Origin of the sequence: Herbaspirillum sp. BH-1 (assembly GCF_002870055.1) — a bacterium.
In the GTDB taxonomy this organism is placed as follows: Bacteria; Pseudomonadota; Gammaproteobacteria; order Burkholderiales; family Burkholderiaceae_D; genus Herbaspirillum; species Herbaspirillum frisingense.
The window spans coordinates 27039-45328 of the sequence record NZ_PKOI01000023.1; the positions used below are offsets into that span (position 1 = coordinate 27039).

Here is an 18290-nt window from a genome sequence, read left to right on the forward strand (position 1 = left end):
AATTCCTTTCAACGTAGGCGCCACATGACGCAAAAGAGAAGCAGCAAAGGCAGGTTCTTCGAGAGCGGCCCGAATGGGTGAGCCCAGAATTGCGGAAGAAAGACCGTCATCAACAGCGTGTAACCCGCGACCAGGCCTATCTGCACCGGCCACAGCACGCCATGCCAGCGACGCGCACGGACCAGTCCTGTCAACAGGGCCGTACCGAGCGCGGCATCGGTGATGCTGGCGGTGGCCAGCACGAACTCATGCAGGCCGGGCGGGATGGCGCATGCTGATAGCCAGGCATGGCTTTGTTCGTGTGGCCAGGCGAACCATGAGACATACGCGGTATATAGCCATAGCCAGGCGATGATCACAGTCAAGGCCGGATAGGCCCAGCCAGCGATGGCCGCTGGCCGGAGGGAGGGGGTGGCGAAACCGGCGGGATCACGTGGCGAACGACCCAGAATCTGGCACATCATGCTGTTATCCGGACAGAGGCGACCGTCCTGGCTGGCCGCCAGCATGGTCAGCGGCTCCGGGGCGAGCATCGGCAGCCGCAGCCAGGCGCTGACGCGCGCGATCGGCTGCGCCAGGGCAAACGGCAAGTGGCCCAGCCAGGCAGGCGGCGCTCCCATGGCCTGACGCAGAAGGCTGATGTACTGCGCCAGAGTCATCTTGCGCGGGCCGGCGACGTCGATGCGGCTTGGCCAGGTCTCTCCGGCCAGCCGCATGCGCACGAGGGCCACGATCAGCGCCGCCAGGTCATCCACGGAGACGGGTTGCACCGGCACGTTCGCGCCAGGGAGCAGCACGAGGGGCAGTGTGGCCAGTCCCAGGAACAGCTTGCTGCTGGCGCCCTGGGGACTGAAGACCAGCGAGGGGCGCAGGATGGTACAGGCGATATCTTGCGCGGCCAGCCACTCTTCTCCCCTTCCTTTGCTGGCCCAATATGCAGTAGGCGCGGTGCTGGCACTGCCCAGCGCGGAGAGATGGATCAGTGCGCAATGCCGCTTCGTGCATGCCGCGCTGAGGGCTTGCAGCATGGTGCAATGGAGTATCTCGAAGTCCCCGCGTCGCTTTTCGGCGATGATGCCGACGCAGTTGACGACGAGCTCGACCCCCTCCAGCATGGCCTCCCACTGGGCGGTGGTCGGCAATTGGGTGACGTCCATGCTGATCCATGGCGCGGTGCTTGCGGCGACCTCCTGTTCCGGCTGTCGGCGACTGGCGCCGATGACCTCATGACCCTCTGCCAGCAATGCCTGTAGCGTGCACGCGCCGATGGCGCCCGTGGCGCCCAGAACCAGAATCCTCATCGCCGTTTCTCCGAAAGTTTTGTCACTTATTTCTGTAAATACAGAAATGGTTCTTTAAAAAAATGCGAGATCTTCCGGTAAGAAGATCTCGCTTGATCATTCAGGTCTTGTCGTCGGTGCTCAGCAGTCGCGCCACCTTGCCGCCCATTTTCAGGAAGCGCTTGAGCGTGGCAGGCGGAAGATGCTTGTAGTCGTCGTAGGAAGCCGTCAGCATCTGCAGGAAGTCCAACGCCTCATCCATGCGCCCCTGCGCGGCTTTGCTCAAACTATTGTCATACCTGGCTTCGGAAGCGCAGTCGCGCAATACCGTCAAGGTCGGGTCGATCTCGCGCCGCTTGCGCTCCTCCACAATGGCCCGAAAGATTTCCCAGACGTCTTGCAGCGCCACGAAATGATCACGCCGGTCGCCAGCGAGATGAACAATGCGTACCAGGCCCCAGCTTTGCAGCTCCTTGAGACTGTTACTGACGTTGGACCGTGCAACATTGAGCGTTTCAGTGATTTCTTCCGCGTGCATGGGCTGGTCGGCCAGGAACAGCAAGGCCTGGATTTGCGCGACGGTGCGATTGACGCCCCAGCGTGTCCCCATTTCTCCCCAGTGGAGAACGTATTTCTGTGCGGTTGGGCCAAGATCCATTGTCATTCCACTTCCGTTATTTCTGTCATTACAGAAATTGTAGGCAGGATTGCCGTGGCCGTCAACCTGACTGCGGGTCTGTTAATGACAGACGGGGAGACGTCATGACGGACCAGAAAAATAAAAAACGGCCCCGGCAAAGCCGGGACCGTCGTTCTCTCAGTCAATCTCAGGGCAAACAGATCGTGCTGCAGGCTCAGTGTGCCTTGGCCGCCCCCGGCCACATCCGCACCACCAGGGCCAGCAAGGCCGACAGGGTTGCCAGGGCGACTACCGCGATCCAGCCCCACTGTGCCAGCGCCAGGCTGCCCAGGGCGGCACCGGCGGCCATGCCGATGAACATGCCCACGAACAGCACGGCATTCAGACGGCTGCGGGCGCCCGGTTCGATGCTGTAGACGATGGTCTGGTGTGCCACCAGGGTAGCCTGCACACCGAGGTCGAAGCCGATGGCGGCCAGCGCCAGCAAGACCAGTTGACCCTGGGTCGAGAACCACGGTGCCAGCGCCATCGAGGCGAAGGCCAGGGCAGCCAGTGTCACACCCAGACGGGTCACCAGTTCCGGACCTTTCTTGTCGGAAATGCGGCCAGCCAGGGGAGCGGCCAGCGCACCGGCCGCACCGGCCAGGCCGAAGGCACCGGCAGCGGCGCTACCCAGGTGGAAGGGTGCGCCATGCAGCATTACCGCCAGGGTCGACCAGAAGGCTGAGAAACCGACCGACAGCAGGCCCTGGGCCAGGGCGGCACGACGCAGGGCGCCATGCTTGCTGACCAGCGTACCCAGCGAGCCCAGCAGCGCGCCATACGACAGACGTGAAGTCGGGTGGAAGCGCGGCAGGCCACGCCATGCGGCCAGGCCGACCAGGGCGATGCTGGCCGAGGCGCCCACGAACATGGCGCGCCAGCCGAAGTGTTCAGCCACGAAGCCGCTGACCACCCGCGATAGGAGGATGCCCAGCAGCAAGCCGGTCATGACGGTGCCGACGATGCGGCCGCGATGCTGTTCCGGTGCCAGGGTGGCGGCGGCCGGGACGATGTCCTGGGCCATGGTGGCGGTCAGGCCAATGGCCAGACTGGCCGCCAGCAGCGTGGCTACGCCAGAGGCGGCGCCGGCCAGCAGCAACGCCACCGTCAGGATGGCGGCCTTGATCAGGATGATGCGGCGGCGGTCGTAGCGGTCACCCAGCGGTGCCAGCAGCAGGATGCCCAGGGCATAGCCGAGCTGGGTCGACATCGGCACCATGCCCACCGCGCGCTCGGAAGCGCCGATGTCATCGGCCAGCACGCCCAGCATGGGCTGCGAATAGTAGAGGGACGCCACGGCCAGGCCGGCGCCAGTGGCCAGCAGGCCGATCAAGGCCGGCGACAGGCCATTGGCATGCGCGGCCGGCTGGGCGGAAGCCGGGGCAGCGGTATGCGTCTTTTGAATGCTGTTCATGATGGAACTCCGTAGGGTTTGTCTTGCGGCCGGCCCGGGAAACCCCCTCTTTGCCAGCGTTGGAACGGATTCTCCGCCTCCTGGCTCGCATCCGGTAGTAGCGCACGCGGCAGAATTGTTATACGTTAGCCGTATGAGCAAGCCTATCTTACCCTCCCCTGCCGCCAGCTTTTCGGCCGCCGGACTGACGGATCGCATCGAGCTGATCCAGACCTTCGTGCGCATCGTCGATGCCGGCAGCCTGTCGGCGGCGGCGGCCCAACTGGCCACCACCCAACCCACCATCAGTCGTCGCCTGCAGACCCTGGAGCGCTCGCTGGGCGTACGCCTGCTGCAGCGTTCCACCCATGCGATGAAGATGACCGAGGATGGCGAACGCTGTTATGAACGGGCCAAGGAATTGCTGGCCGGGTGGGATGAGTTCGAGAACGAGTTGCGTGGCGCCCGGCAGCATGCCGAAGGGACCCTGCGGGTGGCCGTGCCGCACGCCTTCGGCCAGGAGCAGTTGATCGGCCCGCTGGCGCAGTTTATGCGCAACCATCCGCGCATCACGGTGGAATGGCTGCTGCACGACCGCGCCGCCGATTTCATCAGCCAGGGGATAGACTGCGCGATCCAGGTCGGTGAGGTGGCTGACCCCTCGGTGGTGGCGATCCATCTGGCCGAGGTGCCGCGCATGACGGTGGTCGCCCCCACCCTTCTGCAGGGACGGGCGCTGCCGCAGTCGCCGGCCGAGCTGGCGGACCTGCCGTGGATCGCCATTCCCGCCTTCTACCGCCGCGAGGTGACGCTGACCCACGCCCACAGTGGTGAGCGCAGCCAGGTGGCGTTCCGGCCCCAGCTGGTCACCGATAGCCTCTACGCCCTGCGCAATGCGGCCATCGCCGGCATGGGTGCGGCCGTAGGTTCATCCTGGGTACTGTCCGAGGATGTGGCCGCTGGCCGGCTGGTGCAACTGCTGCCGGAATGGGAGCCGGCACCGCTGCCGGTCTCGCTGTTGTACCCCTACGCCCGCTTCTACCCGGCGCGCCTGCGCCACTTCATCGATACCATGAAGGAAGCCATGCCCGGGGTGGTCCACAAGGCGGTCGGACGGGCCTGAGCTTAGGCTGCCCGACGGTCGGGCGACGTCAGTCCAGACGCATGGTCTGGTGCGTGGCAAAGTGCTGGTGCCAGGAGAACGCCTCGCCCAGCAGATGCGGTGTATGCCCTCCGGCGCGGCAGGCGCGCTCGAAATAGTCGCGCAGCTGCGGGCGGTAATCCGGATGGCAGCACTGCTCGATCACCTTCACGGCGCGTTCGCGCGGCGCCAGGCCACGCAGGTCGGCCAGGCCCCATTCGGTGACCAGCACATCGACGTCATGCTCGCTGTGGTCCACATGCGAGACCATCGGTACCACGCTGGAAATCGCCCCCTCCTTGGCCACCGATTTGGAAACGAAGATCGAAATCTGCCCGTTGCGCGCAAAGTCGCCCGAGCCGCCGATGCCGTTCATCATGTGCGTGCCACCCACATGGGTGGAATTGACGTTGCCGTAGAGGTCGAACTCCAGCGCCGTGTTCAGCCCGATGATGCCCAAGCGGCGCACCAGCTCCGGATGATTGCTGATCTCCTGCGGGCGCAGCACCAGCTTGTCGCGGTAACGCTCGATATTGGCCAGGAAGTGCGCGTACTTGGCCTGCGACAGGGTGATCGACGAAGCCGAGGCAAAGGCCAGCTGGCCCGAATCGAGCAGGTCGATGGCGCTGTCCTGCAAGACTTCCGAATACATCACCAGGTTGCGGAACGGCGAATCGACCAGGCCGTGCAGCACCGCATTGGCAATCGTGCCGATGCCGGCCTGCAGCGGCGCCAGCGTATGCGGCAGGCGACCGGCCTCGACTTCGCATTCCAGGAAGTGGATCACATGGCCGGCGATGGCCCGGGTCTCGTCATCCGGCGGCAGCACCGAAGACGGACTGTCGGGCGTCTCGGTGAGCACGATGGCCACCACCTTGGCCGGATCGAAGGGAATCGTGGGATGGCCGATGCGGTCGCCGGCGGCGGTCAGCGCAATGGGTTTGCGCTCCGGGCGCGCGGCCGGGAGGTAGATGTCGTGCAGACCTTCCAGTGCCAGCGGCATGCTGGTGTTGAGTTCGATGACGATCTGCGCGGCCTGTTCCACGAAGCTGGCCGAATTGCCTACCGACATGGTCGGCACGATGCCCTCCTCGGTGATGGCTGCCGCCTCGATCACTGCGATATCGATACGCGAAGGCGTGCCGCTGCGCAGCTGCTCGGCCGTTTCGGAGAGGTGCTGGTCGATGAACATCACCTCGCCGGCGTTGATCTTCTTGCGCAGCGTGGGATCGACCTGGAACGGCAGGCGCCGCGCCAGCAGGCCCGCTTCGGCCATGAGGCCGTCGCTGCCATTGCCCAGCGAGGCACCGGTGATGACGGTGAAATGCAGTTCTTCATGCGCGGCCCGGTCGGCCAGCGCACGGGGCATGGCCTTGGCATCGCCGGCACGGGTGAACCCGCTCAGGCCGATGGTCATGCCGTTGTGGAAAAATGTCGCCGCCTCTGCGGCCGACATCACTTTGCCGGCCAATGCGGGCTGGCGGATGCGCTGGCTATCCATGGATGGTGTGCTCCTGCTCGGGTTCTTTAGGGGGTGTGCAGTGCATCCTCGACGGACTTCTTGCATTCTTGTTTGTATCAAGTGTAGGAGCGGGTCCCTATGCACTGTATGATTAAAATTCCCGCATTCCAGTCGTAGAACGCATAGGTGGGCCGGCCCGCCTTCCCGCTGCAGAAAGCCCTCGCCATGGATATCCGCGCCCTGCGCTATTTCACCGAAACGGTGCGTCTGAACAGCTTCAGCCGCGCCGCCGACGCCTTGCACGTGACCCAGTCCACCGTCAGCAAGATGGTGCGGCAGCTGGAGGACGAGATGGAAGCCCCCCTGCTCATTCGCGATGGCCGCCGGCTGCAGCTGACCGACACCGGCCGCGTGGTCTATGAGCAGGGGCAGCAGATCCTGGCTTCGATGCAGCGTCTGGATGCCGAGGTACGCGATACCAAGGCCTTGCGCAGCGGCCGGCTGGAGATCGGTATCCCGCCGATGATCAACATCCTCTGCACTCCGGTGCTGAAGGCCTTCCGCGAGCGCCATCCCGAGATCGCCATCGTGCTCCAGGAAGATACCGGCCCGCAGATCGAGCAGCGCGTCGCCAGCGGTGAGCTGGAGATCGGCATGACGGTCTTGCCGGCCGACCCCGCGCTGGAGTTGCAGACCATGCCGGTAGCGCGCTATCCGATGTGGGCGGTGGCCCAGGCCGGCAGCTTCCAGAAGAACCGCTCTACCCTGCGCTGCGCCCAGCTCGACGGCATGCCGCTGGTGCTGCTCAACAATGAATTCGGTCTGACCCGCAGCCTGCGCGGCGTGTTCCGCGAACAGGGCATCGCGCCCGAGATCGTGGCCCAGAGCGCGCAATGGGACTGGCTGGTGGCCATGGCCCTGGCCGGCATGGGGGCCGCGCTGTTGCCGGAACCCTTCATCCACCGCCTGGCCACCGACCAGTTGCAGGCGGTGCGCCTGGTCGAGCCGGAGGTGCAGTGGCAGGTGGCCTACGTCACCCGGGGCGGCTATCTCTCGCATGCGGCCAGGGCATGGATGGAACTGAGCGGCGAGCTGTTCGCCGGTGGCAAGGGCCGCAAGTAGGGTCTGCAGACTAGGACTGCAGTCAGGCCGCTTCTCTCACCTGCCGGGTGGCACCTCCCCATGCATTCCTGAATATTCTGAAATGGAATGCAAAGCCGGAATTTAAGTCATGCCGTGCATGAGCGCAGCTTCCTATACTGAGCACTGCCGATGCCTGCCGCCCCTCCTCACCCGTGACGGCGGAACCGGAATGACGTCGTTGCGACCGTGAGTGCGCAGGTGTCGGCAATCCTCCTGGCCAGTCTCCAGGCCGCCTGCGCCCCAGCCCTCTACGTCAGCACGTGATCATGCCGCCGCCTTTGTCGTCGCTCCCGCTTTTGCAATCCCTGTCGCTGCTGTCATCGCGGTTTTCGCTCTACCGATTTCTGCTGCTGACCCATTGCCGTCGTTGTCGCACCCGGGTCGAACGCTGGCGCATGCAGTTCCCGCTGCGTCACGCCAATCTCTCCGAAGGCCTGCGTGCCGCCTGCGGTGCGGCGGCCATGCTGTTGCTGGGCGAATGGCTGGGCAATCCGCTCTTCTCCTGGGCCGCCATCGGCGCCTTTCTCACCTCGCTGGCCGACAGTGCCGGCTCCAACCGGGCCAGGCTGGCGTCCATGGGCGGCTTCGCCCTGGCCTCCACCCTGGGCGGCATGGTCGCTGCCAGCGCCGCCGGCCTGAGCGTGGAAGCGGGTTTGCTGGCCATCATGGCCTGCGCCGGTGCAGCTGGTTTTTCGCGTATCTATGGCGCAGCCGTCGGCCTGGTGCTGATGCTGGCGGCCGGGGTCTCGGCCATCATGGCCGATGCGCCGGTGGTGTTGTGGCCGCTCTCGCAAAGCCATGTCCTGATCTATTTCGCCGGCTGCCTGTGGGCGCTGCTGCTGGGTCTGACGGTCTGGCGCATCCACCCCTTCGCCCCGGCACGCCAGGCAGTCGCGCGCGCCTATGGCACCCTGGCCGAACTGGCCGCCATTGCGGCCGCCAATGACCTGGACGACCCGGCCTATGCGGTGCATGCCGCCGAACTGGCCGCCCACACCCGCCGTCACGCCCGCTTCGACCTGGCCAGTGCGCACCGCGCCCTGGAGGCGGTGGCCGTGGAGCGTACCGAATCCCGCCGTCTGTATGAAAACCTGCTGGTCCGGCTGGCCCGTGCCGAGGTGCTGCTCGATGGCATCACCGTACTGGCCGACCTGCAGCTGACGCATTATCAGGCGCCCCGCGCCCGCCAGCGCACCGGCCGCGTGCTGGCCGCCATCGCCCGCCAGTTGCAGGCCATGCAACGCGACATGCAGCGCGGTGATGCCATTGCCGCCGATGACGATGCCCGCATCATGTTGCGCCTGCGGCAACTGGTGGCACGACTGCCCAGCGGCACCGGCCGTCTGTTGCAGCGGGTGGACACGCCACTGGCTCATGGCGGCGATGATCCCGCCCGCCTGAAGCAGGCCGCCCGCGCCGAGCGCGCACAGCGGGTGGGGATATCGGCCTGGTTTCATCTGCTGAGCGCGGCCGCCCGCAAGGCCGCCCTGCACGTGCGCGCCGGTTCGGCCGAATGGCATCACGCCTGGCGCTGCGCCGCCGCCGCCGGGGCCACCTATCTGATCGTGCATCTGCTGGAACTGCCCTTCGGCTACTGGGCCACCATGGCCACCATGCTGGTGATGCAACCCAGCATCTCCGACAGCTGGTCGCGCAGCATGGAGCGCGCCGTCGGCAGCGTGGTCGGTGGCGTGCTGGCGGTGGCGGTCTGTCTGGTGGTGCATTCGCCGCTGGGGCTGGCCTTGCTGGTGTTCCCGCTGACCGTGCTGACCATGGCCCTGCGGCCGGTCAGCTATGGCCTGTATGCCACCTTCCTGACACCGGTATTCGTGCTGGTGGCCGATGTCGGCGGCGATCCGGCCCATGAACTGGCCAATGCCGCGCTGCGCGCCGGCAACAACGTCATTGGCGCGGTGGTGGCGGTCCTGGCCAGCTACCTGTTCTGGCCGCGTCGCCAGCAGGAAGACCCGCAGGCGCAACTGCGCCGCATGGCCCAGCTCAACCTGGACTACCTGGCTGCGGCATTGGTACCGGCCATGCCGGCTGGCGCCGGTGGAACGGACAAGGCCGGTATCGCGCAGTTGCATGCCCACCGCCGCGACGCCTGCGTGGCCAATGTCGAAGCCGGCCTGCTGCTGCAACGGGTGGCGCGCGAACGGGGCTGGCGCGAGCGTGACCATGGGCGTGGCCGCACGGCAGTCGCCCTGTCGCGCCGCCTGGCGGCTGCCGCCAGCCACCTGTGGGCGCATCCCCAGCCTGTCGCACCGGAACTGCTGGAGTGGCTGCACGCGCTGGCCCAGGCTCTGCAGGCACGCGATGCGCCGACCCTGCAGGCCCTTACCCGCCAGCGCCCTGCCCCGGTGCAGCTGGCCCAGGCCGCTGCCGTCGAGACTGCCTGCCTGCTGGTGGCCACCCTGGAGGCCACCGGGCCGGCGCCCGGAAATTAGCGGAAACAAAATCCCCCTTCCCTGTTCGAACTGGAAAAACGCCTGCGGGCGTAGCGATTCGACAACACAACAGATGGAAGGGAACGGATGAGCCTGGACCTCGATTTTCTTTACAACATGAACGAAGGCCCGCTGCGTTCGGGCCTGATCGTGCTCGGCGTCGCCCTGGTGGCCGTGCTGGTGGCGATCTTCCTGCATCGGCTGGGGGTGGCGCTGGTCAGGCGCCTGGCACGCGGCCGGCCCTTTACCACCACCGCCACGCAGGTCACCTTCAACGCCAGCCGTGCCTGTGTGATCCTGTTCATGCTGCGTATCGTGCTGGCCGGCGCGCCCGACAATACGCCGGGCCTGACCCGCATTTCCTATCTCACCTCGATCGCCTTCATCCTGGCGCTGACCTGGTTCCTGATGCGCTGCGTGAAATCGGTGAGCCTGACGGTCGTCAATTTGAATCCCTATGACGTGGCCGACAACCTCAAGGCCCGTCGCATCCTGACCCAGACCCGGGTGCTCTCGCGCAGTGCCTACTTCCTCATCGCCCTGCTGGGCCTGGCCTTCGTGCTGCTGACCCTGCCCGGTGCGCGCCAGTTCGGCGCCAGCCTGCTGGCCTCGGCCGGTGTGGCCGGTATCGTCGCCGGTATCGCCGCCAAGCCGGTGCTGGGGAATTTCTTTGCCGGCCTGCAGATTGCCTTCTCGCAACCGATCCGCATCGACGACGTGCTCATCGTCAAGGGCGAATGGGGGCGCGTGGAGGAAATCACCGGGACCTTCGTCGTGGTCAGGATCTGGGATGAACGACGCATGATCGTGCCGCTGCAGTGGTTCATCGAAAACCCCTTCGAGAACTGGACCCACACCTCCTCCACCATTCTCGGCACGGTATTCCTGTGGCTGGATTTTTCGGTTCCCACGCAGGCAGTGCGTGCCGAATTCGAGCGCATCTGCCAGACCCTGCCGCTCTGGGACAAGCGGGTCTGCGTCATGCACGTCACCGACGCCAGCGAACGCACCATGCAGATTCGCCTGCTGGTGTCGGCCAGGGATTCGGGCAGTGCTTTCGACCTGCGCTGCCAGATTCGCGAGCACATGATCAACTTCATCGCCAGCCATTACCCGGATGCCCTGCCCCGCATGCGTGCAGAACTGAGCTCGCGCAATCAGCCGGATGCTTTGGATACCCTCATCGACGGTGCGCCCGGAGAGCCGCTGAAGGGACAACCATGAGTTCACCGGAGGTCGCATTTTTACAACACCGGTGTGGCATGAAAAACTTAGAAAGTCGGATGGTTGAAACTAAGTAATCACAGGGGCTAAAACTTAGAAAAACTGTCACCGTGATTGTTCTGATGCGTGTTGTCGATGCCTGATGAGGCCAGACGCAAAAAAGATCAGGCGGATCTCACGACTGGCGACCGATGGGAGAGAGTGTCGCTGTCATGGATCCGCCTGCAGGGGGGAGACTGGTGTGCCGGACAACCCGGCTTGTTGCCCGCCAAGGCTTATTGATCGGTGACATGCATTTCGCCATTGGCGCGGGCCTGGGCCAGCTCGGCGCGCACCTCGTCACGGGTCTTGGCAGAGGCGATCTGCTTGTCGTCGCGGTTGCGATCGCTCACCAGCAGTTCGCCGTCGGTGCGGGCTTGTTGCAGTTCGGCGACCACTTCGGCACGGCTCTTGGTGGAGACGAAGCGGGTTTCGGCAGGATACGGTGCTTCAGCCATGGCGGTACCGATGGCGGAGGTCAACAGCAGGCCGGCAAACAGGTTCTTGGCAATGTTCTTGGTGTTCATGATCGTTCCTTTGTGTGAGAGAAGGGATGTGCACTTCAACCCGGCCCAAGGTCTTGGTTCAGTCGTTGTGTGCTGTCATCGTGAAACCAAGTTTAGAGATCAACGGACGACGGATAAAGACGCGAAATCGGAATTCATCGTTCCGGATTTCAGAACAAGCACATCCATTGTTACCAGGCGCAGGCATCGCGCCATGCCGTGATCGGGTGATCCGGTCGCTTGTCGAAAAGTTAGAAACACGGATTATGAAAACTTAGAAGTCAAAAACAAGAAAACTTAGAAAATTAAAAAAGAAATGCTCCGTTGAATTGGTCGAAAACTGAGCAGATTGCAGAGCGAAATTCGTACTTTCGGAGGGGGAAATTCCGGATAGGAACCGCTGGAAAAACTTAGAAAAATGTCGAAATTTTTCTAATCCTGCCAGCAGCGTGGCTGCATCAGGGCGGCGGCGGGAATTGTCCGGAATCGAGATGGCGAGATGGGCGCAGAAAGCAGGCAGGCGGACCTCACTACCGGCGACCGAGGGGAGAGAACGTCGCTTTCATGAGGCCCGCCTGGGGAGAGACTGACGCACCGGGATCGCCGGTGCGGATGATGCGCAGCCAGGGGCGCGGATGGCGCCAGCCTGGCATCAGGGCATGCGGATTACAGCGGAGCGTTGCTGTTGCTTACAGCAGTGCCCTGGTTGCGGGCCTGCTGCAGTTCTTCTTGCACTTGCTGACGGGTCAGGGTCGAGTGGAAGGGCTTTTCCACCGGATATTGTTCGGTCACCAGCAGGTCGCCGTTGGCGCGGGCCTGGATCAGTTCGGCGCGTACGTCAGCGCGGGTCTTGGTCGAGACGAAAGGCTTGTCGACCGGATATTGGTCGGTCACCAGCAGGTCGCCATTGGCACGGGCTTGCTTCAACTCGGCGACCACTTCGGCGCGGCTCTTGGTCGAGACGATCTGGGTCTCGGCGGGATACGGGGCTTCAGCCATGGCGGCACCGACAGCGGTAGTCAACAGCAGGCCTGCAAACAGGTTCTTGGCAATATTCTTGGTGTTCATGATCATTCCTTTGTGAGTGAGGGGATGAGCACTGCAACCTGGGCCGACACTTGTGGTTCAGTCGTTGTGTGCTGTCATCGTGGAACCAAGTTTAGAGATCCAAGCGCGGCAGAAAAAGCAGACAAACCGGAATACATCATTCCAGAAACGCGAACAATCAGTTTTTTCGAGCCTGTACTGCTCTTTTTACACCGCATCTGCACATGGAAAATGTTGCATAAATTTCTACTTATGAAGTAGTTGAAGTTAATTAAGTTATTGATTTATTTGGAGAAAAATGGAATTGATCATCTGCTGGCAATAATCGCTGGTTGATCCATTTTGCGGTGCGATAAAAAAATTCCTATCGATCCAATACAAAATCGCAATAACTTATTCAATGGATTTGACAGAGTTTTTCAGGCCTTCGTTATATTTCGACAAACATAGTGAATTGGCGCCTTTGAGCAGGCGCCTTTCTCCGCCTGACATTTGCGCATTCCCCATATAGCTCGATTTGTAGAAGCCGGGTGCTGGCGAACATTCATTGCTTGCAGCGTTGTTGTTTCGTTTGGTTTCGTTGCATAGCATCTCCTTGCATCTCCTTGCATCGCCATCTGCTGACGGCAATGAGTGACGGTTCCCCCTTGTTACGATTGCTTGCAAGCCTCACCAACGCTTGCACTTCTCCTCGAACCTTCCTGTCGAAAAAGGCTTCAGAGATTCACGTGTTACGCAGAACAGGCAGGCCAACAGGCCCCACATTTTGCGTAATCGGGGAAGCGGAGAATCAGTCCTTGTCCGACATAGCGCGACCGCAAGCTTGCCTATAGTGATGACACGGATCTGCGATCCCGCATCCTGTAATTTTCTTGAGTATCCAAGCCTCGGGCTTTTCCGAAAAACATAACGCAAGGAGGTACACATGAAGACTCGTCACATTCTGATCTCGTCCCTGTTCATGGCCCTGGCCGGTAGCGCCATGGCGCAGAATGCACCGACCAATGGCAACGCCGTGGGCGCTGCACCGACCGCGCCGATGTCGTCGGCTTCGACCGCATCGCCTTCGGCCGTGCCTTCCAATGACCCGTTCGTCCAGAAGCGTCAGGCCGATTCCGATGCCAAGGCCGAATACAAGGCACAGAAGAAGGCCGCCAAGCAGGAATACAAGTCCGACAAGAAGGCTGCCAGGGCGCAGCTGAAGCAAGAGAAGAAGGAGTCCACCGCCGAGCGTAATGCAGCCCTGGCGGCCACTCCTGACAAGTCCGACAAGACTCCGTAATCTGCGGCGTTCATGTCGTGATGAAGATCCCCGGCTGCGGCCGGGGATTTTTTTTGCCTGCGTCTGCTCAGCGCTTGCGGGTCTTGGTCACGGCTTTTTGAGTCGCCATATGCGCGGCGGCGATGCGCGCCGGCAGGCACTCCAGCAGCCAGTCGATGAAGACCCGCAGGCGCTGGCTGACATGGCGGTTCTGCGGATAGACCACGTGGAAGGGATAGGCCGCCGGTCGCCAGGGCTGCAATATTTCCACCAGCGCCCCGCTCTCCAGTGCGTCGCGCGCGGCATAGCTGAAGGTCTGCACGATGCCCAGGCCCGCCATTGCCGCCGCCAGATGGGCGTTGCTCTCGTTGACGCCGATGCGATGGTCGATCTTGATGTCCTGCTTTTCTCCCTTGCGTTCGAAACGGAAGGGAAAGGCCCGGCCATTCTGCGGCGACAGGTAACTCACCAGCCGGTGACCGTTCTTCAGTTCTTCCGGATAGGCCGGTGTGCCGAACTGCTTCAGGTAGGCCGGCGCCGCGCAGGTGATCAGCGTCGCATTGCCGATGTGCCGCGCGACCAGCGATGAACTGTCCAGCGGGCCGCCACGGAGGACGCAATCGATGTTGTCGCTGATCAGGTCGGCCGAACGGTCGGAGACACCGAGGTCGATGCGGATGTCGGGATAGCGCGCCATGAACTCCGGCAGCGCCGGGACCAGCACGTCACGCGCGGTCGAACCACCGACATCCACCCGCAGCTGGCCCTTGGGCTTGACGCGGGCCGCGTCGAAGGAGGTATCGATATCCTCCAGGTCGCGCAGGATGCGGGTGGTCTTCTCGTAGTAGTCGCGCCCTTCGGCCGTGACGGTGACGCGGCGCGTGGTCCGCTGCAGCAGTCGCACGCCCAGGTGCGACTCCAGTTCCTGTATCTGCTTGCTCAGCGTGGCGTTGGGCATGTCCAGCGAATCGGCGGCCCGCGTGAAACTGCCTGCTTCCACCACCCGCGCAAAGCCGCGGATGGCCATCAATTGATCCATGTCGAGTGTCCTTGGTTGATCGACGCCTGCCGGAAAAGTTTGCGGGATCGTCCAGATTATCCACGTATGTGAATAGTAATTTTGATTTTACACGGTTTATCTGGGAATCGAGCGCCGCTAAAGTGCAGCCATGCCTGATCGATACACAGCGCAACGCAAGGCGGGGCGCCACGACATGCAGACGTCCATTTCATCCAAATCGCAGCACCCTATATAAGGAGCAATACCATGAACAAGCAACTCGACGGCAAGATCGCACTCGTCACCGGCGGCACCAGCGGCATCGGCCTGGCCACCGCCCAGGAACTGGCAGCACAGGGCGCCCGTGTCTTCATCACCGGTCGCCGCCAGGCTGAACTGGATGCCGCAGTGGCCAGCATCGGCGCGGCCGCCACCGGTATCCGGGCCGACGCCTCGGTCCTCTCCGATCTGGACCAGGTCTATGCCCAGATCGCCAAGAGCGCCGGCAAGCTGGACATCCTCTTCGCCAACGCCGGTGGTGGCGACATGATGCCGCTGGGCGCGATCACCGAAGAACACTTCGACCGCATCTTCGGCACCAATGTGCGTGGCGTGCTCTTCACCGTGCAAAAGGCATTACCGCTGCTGGTCGATGGCGCCTCGGTGGTGCTTACCGCCTCCACCGTCTCCATCCAGGGCACGGCCAACTTCAGTGTCTACAGTGCCAGCAAGGCCGCGGTGCGCAACTTCGCCCGCTCCTGGGCACTGGACCTGAAGGACCGCGGCATCCGCGTCAACGTGGTGAGCCCCGGCCCGGTCCGTACGCCTGGCCTGGGCGGCCTGGTGCCCGATGAAGCGCGTCACGGGCTGTTCGACTTCCTCGCCGCACAAGTGCCGCTGGGCCGCCTGGGCGAACCGCAGGAAATCGGCAAGGTGGTAGCTTTCCTGGCGTCGGATGCCTCCAGCTTCGTCAATGGCATCGAACTGTTTGTCGATGGTGGCATGGCACAAGTGTGATGTCGGGGGCGCTGGCACGGCATGTCCGCCAGCGCCGTCTTACATCGCCAGACCGACCATGAAAAATCTCGTCGCCACCCTTTCCCTCTTTGGCGCGCTGGCCCTGCTTGCAGCGCCGGCAGCCTTCACCCAGGAGTCTTCCATGCATCTCACCAGTGACGCCACCGTTGACGTGGCACAGGCGCAGGCCTTGATCGACCTGCATTTCACGATCTGGAACGAGCCCGATGCGCAGCGCCGCAACCTGCGTTTCGGCCAGGTCTATACCGATAATTTCTTTGTCGCCGACTACCAGGCCAAGGCGGTCGGACACGCCGCCGTGGGCCAGTTGCTGCAACGGGTCCAGGACCAGCATCCCGGTTTTTCCTTCAAGGCCGATCCGGTGAGCTGGAACCACGGTCTGGGTCGCGTCACCTGGAATTACGGTCCGCCGGACCAGCCGGCCCTGATCCACGGCGAGGACATCTTCACCATTCGCGAGGGCAAGCTGGCCAGTGTCTTCGTCTTCCTCGACGTAGCTCCTTCCCACTGATCACCTTTCACTTTTCACCTTTACCGTTGCACGGAGTATTCCATGAAATTCATTGCTTCCCTTCTGGCCGCAGTCGCCCTGCTGATGGCTGTACCGGGTCATGCCGCCGGCGTTCCGATTGCCGGGATCGATCACGTCGGCATCAATGTGCCTGACCTGAAGCAGGCCGAGGCTTTCTTCATCGATACCTTCGGTTGCGTACCGGTGACGCAGATCGGCCCCTTCCCCCTGGATGCCGCCGCTGCCGAGAAATCAGAGGCCTTCGCGCCGCGCGCCGACAGCGTGACCCTGGCCATGATCCGCTGCGGGACCGGCGCCAACATCGAGTTGTTCGAGTACGTCAATCCGCGTGGCAGCAAGTCAATGCCGCAACTGGCCGAGGCCGGCGCCTCGCACATCGCCTTCTACACGGAGGACATCATCGCTGGCGTGGCCTACCTGAAGTCGCACGGCATCACCGTGCTGGGTGAGCCGATTACCATGACGGCTGGCGACACCGGTGGCGAGACCTGGGTCCACTTCCGCGCACCGTGGGGCGCCGAGATGGAACTGGTCAGCTATCCCAAGGGCAAGGCCTATGAGGGCCATACCGCGCAGCGCCTGTGGAATCCGAGCCGGCCGGCGCAGTGAACTGGACGGTCGAAAACGACAAGGCCGGCATTGTGCCGGCCTTGTCGTTTCTGCTCTCAAAGAGGTGTCAGTTGCGACCCTGCCGCCCTAGGCAGCGGGCCAGCCATACGGCCGTCAGGACCTGCAGCAGCATGAAGGCGGCTACGGCGTTCCAGCCTGCGTGTTCCCAGAACCAGCCCCCGGCCGAGCCCAGCACGCTGCCGCCGAGGTAATACGCCAGCAGGTACAGCGAAGCGGCATGCCCCTTGCCCTGCCCCGCCAGCCGACCGACCCAGCTGCTGGCGGCCGAATGGGTGGTGAAAAAGCCGATGGTCAACAGCACGATGCCGGCGATGACCACCGTCAGCCAGGGCGTGCAGGTCAGGAACAGTCCCACGCAGGAAGTGCCGATACCGGCAGCGACCAGCGGTGCACGGCCATAGCGGTCAGCCAGCGCACCGGCCCAGGAAGAGGACACGATGCCGAAGATGTAGGCGCTGAAGATGAGCCCGGTCAGCGTGGCTGACAACGAGAACGGCGGGCTCATCAGGCGAAAGCCGGCGTAGTTGTACGAGGTGGCGAAGATGCCCATGTTCAGCGCCGCGATGCCGAAGGTCAGCGGCAGGCGGGCGTGGCCGAGGTGGCGGCGCCACAGGCCGACGTGGTCGCGCAGGCGCAGCGTGCCGTTGCGTACGAAGTTGCGCGAGGCTGGCAACATCATCACGAAGGCCACTGCCAGCACCAGGTCCAGCGCGCCGATGGCGAGCATGGCGTGGCGCCAGCCGAAGGATTCGGCCAGGGTGCTCATGGCGACCCGGCCGACCATGCCGCCGAAGGCGTTGCCGCCCACATACAGCCCCATGGCGTAGCCCAGGCCACTGGCGTCGATTTCCTCGGCCAGATAGGCCATGGCCACGGCCGGTACACCGCCCAGGGCGATGCCTTCCAGCGCACGGGCGACCAGGATCAGGTGCCAGCTCGGGGCGATGCCGGCCAGCAGGTTGCAGCAGGCGGCGGTGGCCAGGGAGGCGAACATCAGTTCCTTGCGGCCGAAGCGCTCCGACACCATGCCCGCCAACAGGATGGAGACCGCGAGGAAGCCCGTCGACAGCGACAAGGCCAGCGAGGCACTGGCCGCGCCGATGTGGAATTCCTGCGCGAAGGCCGGCAGCAACGGTTGCACGCAGTACAGCAGCGAGAACGTGGCGAAGCCCGAGCAGAACAGCGCCAGCACGATGTGGCGGTAGGCGGCGGAGCCGCGGACCGCGCCACCGGTGGCATGGCTGGCCGGGGTGGCAGAGGTGGCAGAGGTGGCATGGTGCGCGGCGGGTGCCGCTTCCGGGCGCGGGACGGTGGAAGACGGTGAATCGGAGAGCGACTGCATGGCAAGGGGACGGCAGACGCGCCGGAGGAAGGCGTACCGCCATGTGTTGTGGAGAGGGGTAGTCTGGGATAAATGCGCTATATTGTCCAATATATGGAAGGTGGCCTGGCCATCTATGAAACA

General features: G+C 63.5%; 16 protein-coding genes. 8 read left to right on the forward strand and 8 right to left on the reverse strand.

Annotated features, from left to right (window positions below; genetic code table 11):
• Positions 1-8: 8 nt before the first annotated feature.
• The 3 genes from HBH1_RS21840 to HBH1_RS21850 all read right to left on the reverse strand — a co-directional run bounded on the left by HBH1_RS21840 (position 9) and on the right by HBH1_RS21850 (position 3376).
• Positions 9-1301, reverse strand: a complete 1293-nt coding sequence (locus HBH1_RS21840; RefSeq protein WP_102664348.1) for an SDR family oxidoreductase — start codon at positions 1299-1301, stop codon at positions 9-11.
• 100 nt (positions 1302-1401) lie between these two features.
• The gene (locus tag HBH1_RS21845) at positions 1402-1938 is read right to left on the reverse strand and encodes a GbsR/MarR family transcriptional regulator (protein ID WP_102664349.1); all 537 of its coding nucleotides are present in this window, start codon (positions 1936-1938) and stop codon (positions 1402-1404) included.
• Positions 1939-2134: 196 nt separating this feature from the next.
• Positions 2135-3376, reverse strand: a complete 1242-nt coding sequence (locus HBH1_RS21850) for an MFS transporter (RefSeq protein ID WP_077236500.1) — start codon at positions 3374-3376, stop codon at positions 2135-2137.
• Positions 3377-3509: 133 nt separating this feature from the next.
• Here HBH1_RS21850 and HBH1_RS21855 point away from each other — a divergent pair, with 133 nt between their 5' ends.
• Positions 3510-4478 (forward strand): LysR family transcriptional regulator, encoded by a 969-nt coding sequence (locus HBH1_RS21855; RefSeq protein WP_102664350.1) that lies wholly within the window; start codon positions 3510-3512, stop codon positions 4476-4478.
• Between the two features lie 28 nt (positions 4479-4506).
• Here the strand turns inward: HBH1_RS21855 and HBH1_RS21860 are convergent, their stop codons facing one another.
• Entirely contained in the window at positions 4507-5997 is a 1491-nt protein-coding gene (locus HBH1_RS21860; RefSeq protein WP_102664351.1) for an acetyl-CoA hydrolase/transferase family protein, read from the reverse strand.
• A 186-nt stretch (positions 5998-6183) separates the two neighbouring features.
• Between HBH1_RS21860 and HBH1_RS21865 the strand changes: the two genes are divergently transcribed.
• The 3 genes from HBH1_RS21865 to HBH1_RS21875 all read left to right on the forward strand — a co-directional run bounded on the left by HBH1_RS21865 (position 6184) and on the right by HBH1_RS21875 (position 10772).
• Complete coding sequence (locus tag HBH1_RS21865; protein WP_102664383.1) at positions 6184-7080, forward strand: LysR substrate-binding domain-containing protein; 897 nt, start codon at positions 6184-6186, stop codon at positions 7078-7080.
• 416 nt (positions 7081-7496) lie between these two features.
• Entirely contained in the window at positions 7497-9548 is a 2052-nt protein-coding gene (locus HBH1_RS21870) for an FUSC family protein (RefSeq protein ID WP_233207673.1), read from the forward strand.
• An 87-nt stretch (positions 9549-9635) separates the two neighbouring features.
• Positions 9636-10772 (forward strand): mechanosensitive ion channel family protein, encoded by a 1137-nt coding sequence (locus tag HBH1_RS21875; protein WP_077236505.1) that lies wholly within the window; start codon positions 9636-9638, stop codon positions 10770-10772.
• Between the two features lie 275 nt (positions 10773-11047).
• On the opposite strand, the gene HBH1_RS21880 is transcribed toward HBH1_RS21875, so the two are convergent.
• Together HBH1_RS21880 and HBH1_RS21885 are read right to left on the reverse strand one after the other, a co-directional pair.
• Entirely contained in the window at positions 11048-11338 is a 291-nt protein-coding gene (locus HBH1_RS21880; protein WP_102664353.1) for a DUF4148 domain-containing protein, read from the reverse strand.
• Positions 11339-11983: 645 nt separating this feature from the next.
• Positions 11984-12385: a DUF4148 domain-containing protein gene (locus HBH1_RS21885; protein WP_077236506.1), complete on the reverse strand. Its 402-nt coding sequence runs from the start codon at positions 12383-12385 to the stop codon at positions 11984-11986.
• A gap of 904 nt (positions 12386-13289) precedes the next feature.
• Here HBH1_RS21885 and HBH1_RS21890 point away from each other — a divergent pair.
• Positions 13290-13646, forward strand: coding sequence for a hypothetical protein (locus tag HBH1_RS21890; protein ID WP_006465677.1), 357 nt, complete (start codon positions 13290-13292; stop codon positions 13644-13646).
• Positions 13647-13713: 67 nt separating this feature from the next.
• On the opposite strand, the gene HBH1_RS21895 is transcribed toward HBH1_RS21890, so the two are convergent.
• Positions 13714-14664 (reverse strand): LysR family transcriptional regulator, encoded by a 951-nt coding sequence (locus tag HBH1_RS21895; RefSeq protein ID WP_102664354.1) that lies wholly within the window; start codon positions 14662-14664, stop codon positions 13714-13716.
• Positions 14665-14892: 228 nt separating this feature from the next.
• Here HBH1_RS21895 and HBH1_RS21900 point away from each other — a divergent pair, with 228 nt between their 5' ends.
• Genes HBH1_RS21900 through HBH1_RS21910 form a run of 3 tightly spaced genes read left to right on the forward strand, consistent with a single transcriptional unit; the run spans position 14893 to position 16804 of the window.
• A complete protein-coding gene (locus HBH1_RS21900; RefSeq protein WP_102664355.1) occupies positions 14893-15642 on the forward strand; it encodes an SDR family NAD(P)-dependent oxidoreductase in 750 nt (249 codons plus the stop codon).
• 58 nt (positions 15643-15700) lie between these two features.
• Positions 15701-16174 carry a nuclear transport factor 2 family protein gene (locus HBH1_RS21905; RefSeq protein WP_233207674.1) on the forward strand — a complete coding sequence of 158 codons (474 nt, stop codon included), beginning with the start codon at positions 15701-15703 and terminating at the stop codon, positions 16172-16174.
• Between the two features lie 42 nt (positions 16175-16216).
• On the forward strand, positions 16217-16804 hold the full coding sequence (locus HBH1_RS21910) for a VOC family protein (protein WP_102664357.1): 588 nt from the start codon (positions 16217-16219) through the stop codon (positions 16802-16804).
• Positions 16805-16871: 67 nt separating this feature from the next.
• Here HBH1_RS21910 and HBH1_RS21915 read toward each other — a convergent pair whose 3' ends face one another.
• Positions 16872-18167, reverse strand: coding sequence for an MFS transporter (locus HBH1_RS21915; protein ID WP_102664358.1), 1296 nt, complete (start codon positions 18165-18167; stop codon positions 16872-16874).
• Between the last annotated feature and the right edge of the window lie 123 nt (positions 18168-18290).

What these genes read in the sequence shown, in the direction of transcription:
- HBH1_RS21865 (WP_102664383.1), top strand. Translation starts at nt 6,184, where the DNA reads ATGGATATCCGCGCCCTGCGCTATTTCACCGAAACGGTGCGTCTGAAC.
- HBH1_RS21885 (WP_077236506.1), bottom strand. Translation starts at nt 12,385, where the DNA reads ATGAACACCAAGAATATTGCCAAGAACCTGTTTGCAGGCCTGCTGTTG.
- HBH1_RS21890 (WP_006465677.1), top strand. Translation starts at nt 13,290, where the DNA reads ATGAAGACTCGTCACATTCTGATCTCGTCCCTGTTCATGGCCCTGGCC.
- HBH1_RS21855 (WP_102664350.1), top strand. Translation starts at nt 3,510, where the DNA reads ATGAGCAAGCCTATCTTACCCTCCCCTGCCGCCAGCTTTTCGGCCGCC.
- HBH1_RS21870 (WP_233207673.1), top strand. Translation starts at nt 7,497, where the DNA reads ATGCAGTTCCCGCTGCGTCACGCCAATCTCTCCGAAGGCCTGCGTGCC.
- HBH1_RS21905 (WP_233207674.1), top strand. Translation starts at nt 15,701, where the DNA reads ATGAAAAATCTCGTCGCCACCCTTTCCCTCTTTGGCGCGCTGGCCCTG.
- HBH1_RS21875 (WP_077236505.1), top strand. Translation starts at nt 9,636, where the DNA reads ATGAGCCTGGACCTCGATTTTCTTTACAACATGAACGAAGGCCCGCTG.
- HBH1_RS21850 (WP_077236500.1), bottom strand. Translation starts at nt 3,376, where the DNA reads ATGAACAGCATTCAAAAGACGCATACCGCTGCCCCGGCTTCCGCCCAG.
- HBH1_RS21880 (WP_102664353.1), bottom strand. Translation starts at nt 11,338, where the DNA reads ATGAACACCAAGAACATTGCCAAGAACCTGTTTGCCGGCCTGCTGTTG.
- HBH1_RS21915 (WP_102664358.1), bottom strand. Translation starts at nt 18,167, where the DNA reads ATGCAGTCGCTCTCCGATTCACCGTCTTCCACCGTCCCGCGCCCGGAA.
- HBH1_RS21860 (WP_102664351.1), bottom strand. Translation starts at nt 5,997, where the DNA reads ATGGATAGCCAGCGCATCCGCCAGCCCGCATTGGCCGGCAAAGTGATG.
- HBH1_RS21840 (WP_102664348.1), bottom strand. Translation starts at nt 1,301, where the DNA reads ATGAGGATTCTGGTTCTGGGCGCCACGGGCGCCATCGGCGCGTGCACG.
- HBH1_RS21895 (WP_102664354.1), bottom strand. Translation starts at nt 14,664, where the DNA reads ATGGATCAATTGATGGCCATCCGCGGCTTTGCGCGGGTGGTGGAAGCA.
- HBH1_RS21910 (WP_102664357.1), top strand. Translation starts at nt 16,217, where the DNA reads ATGAAATTCATTGCTTCCCTTCTGGCCGCAGTCGCCCTGCTGATGGCT.
- HBH1_RS21845 (WP_102664349.1), bottom strand. Translation starts at nt 1,938, where the DNA reads ATGGATCTTGGCCCAACCGCACAGAAATACGTTCTCCACTGGGGAGAA.
- HBH1_RS21900 (WP_102664355.1), top strand. Translation starts at nt 14,893, where the DNA reads ATGAACAAGCAACTCGACGGCAAGATCGCACTCGTCACCGGCGGCACC.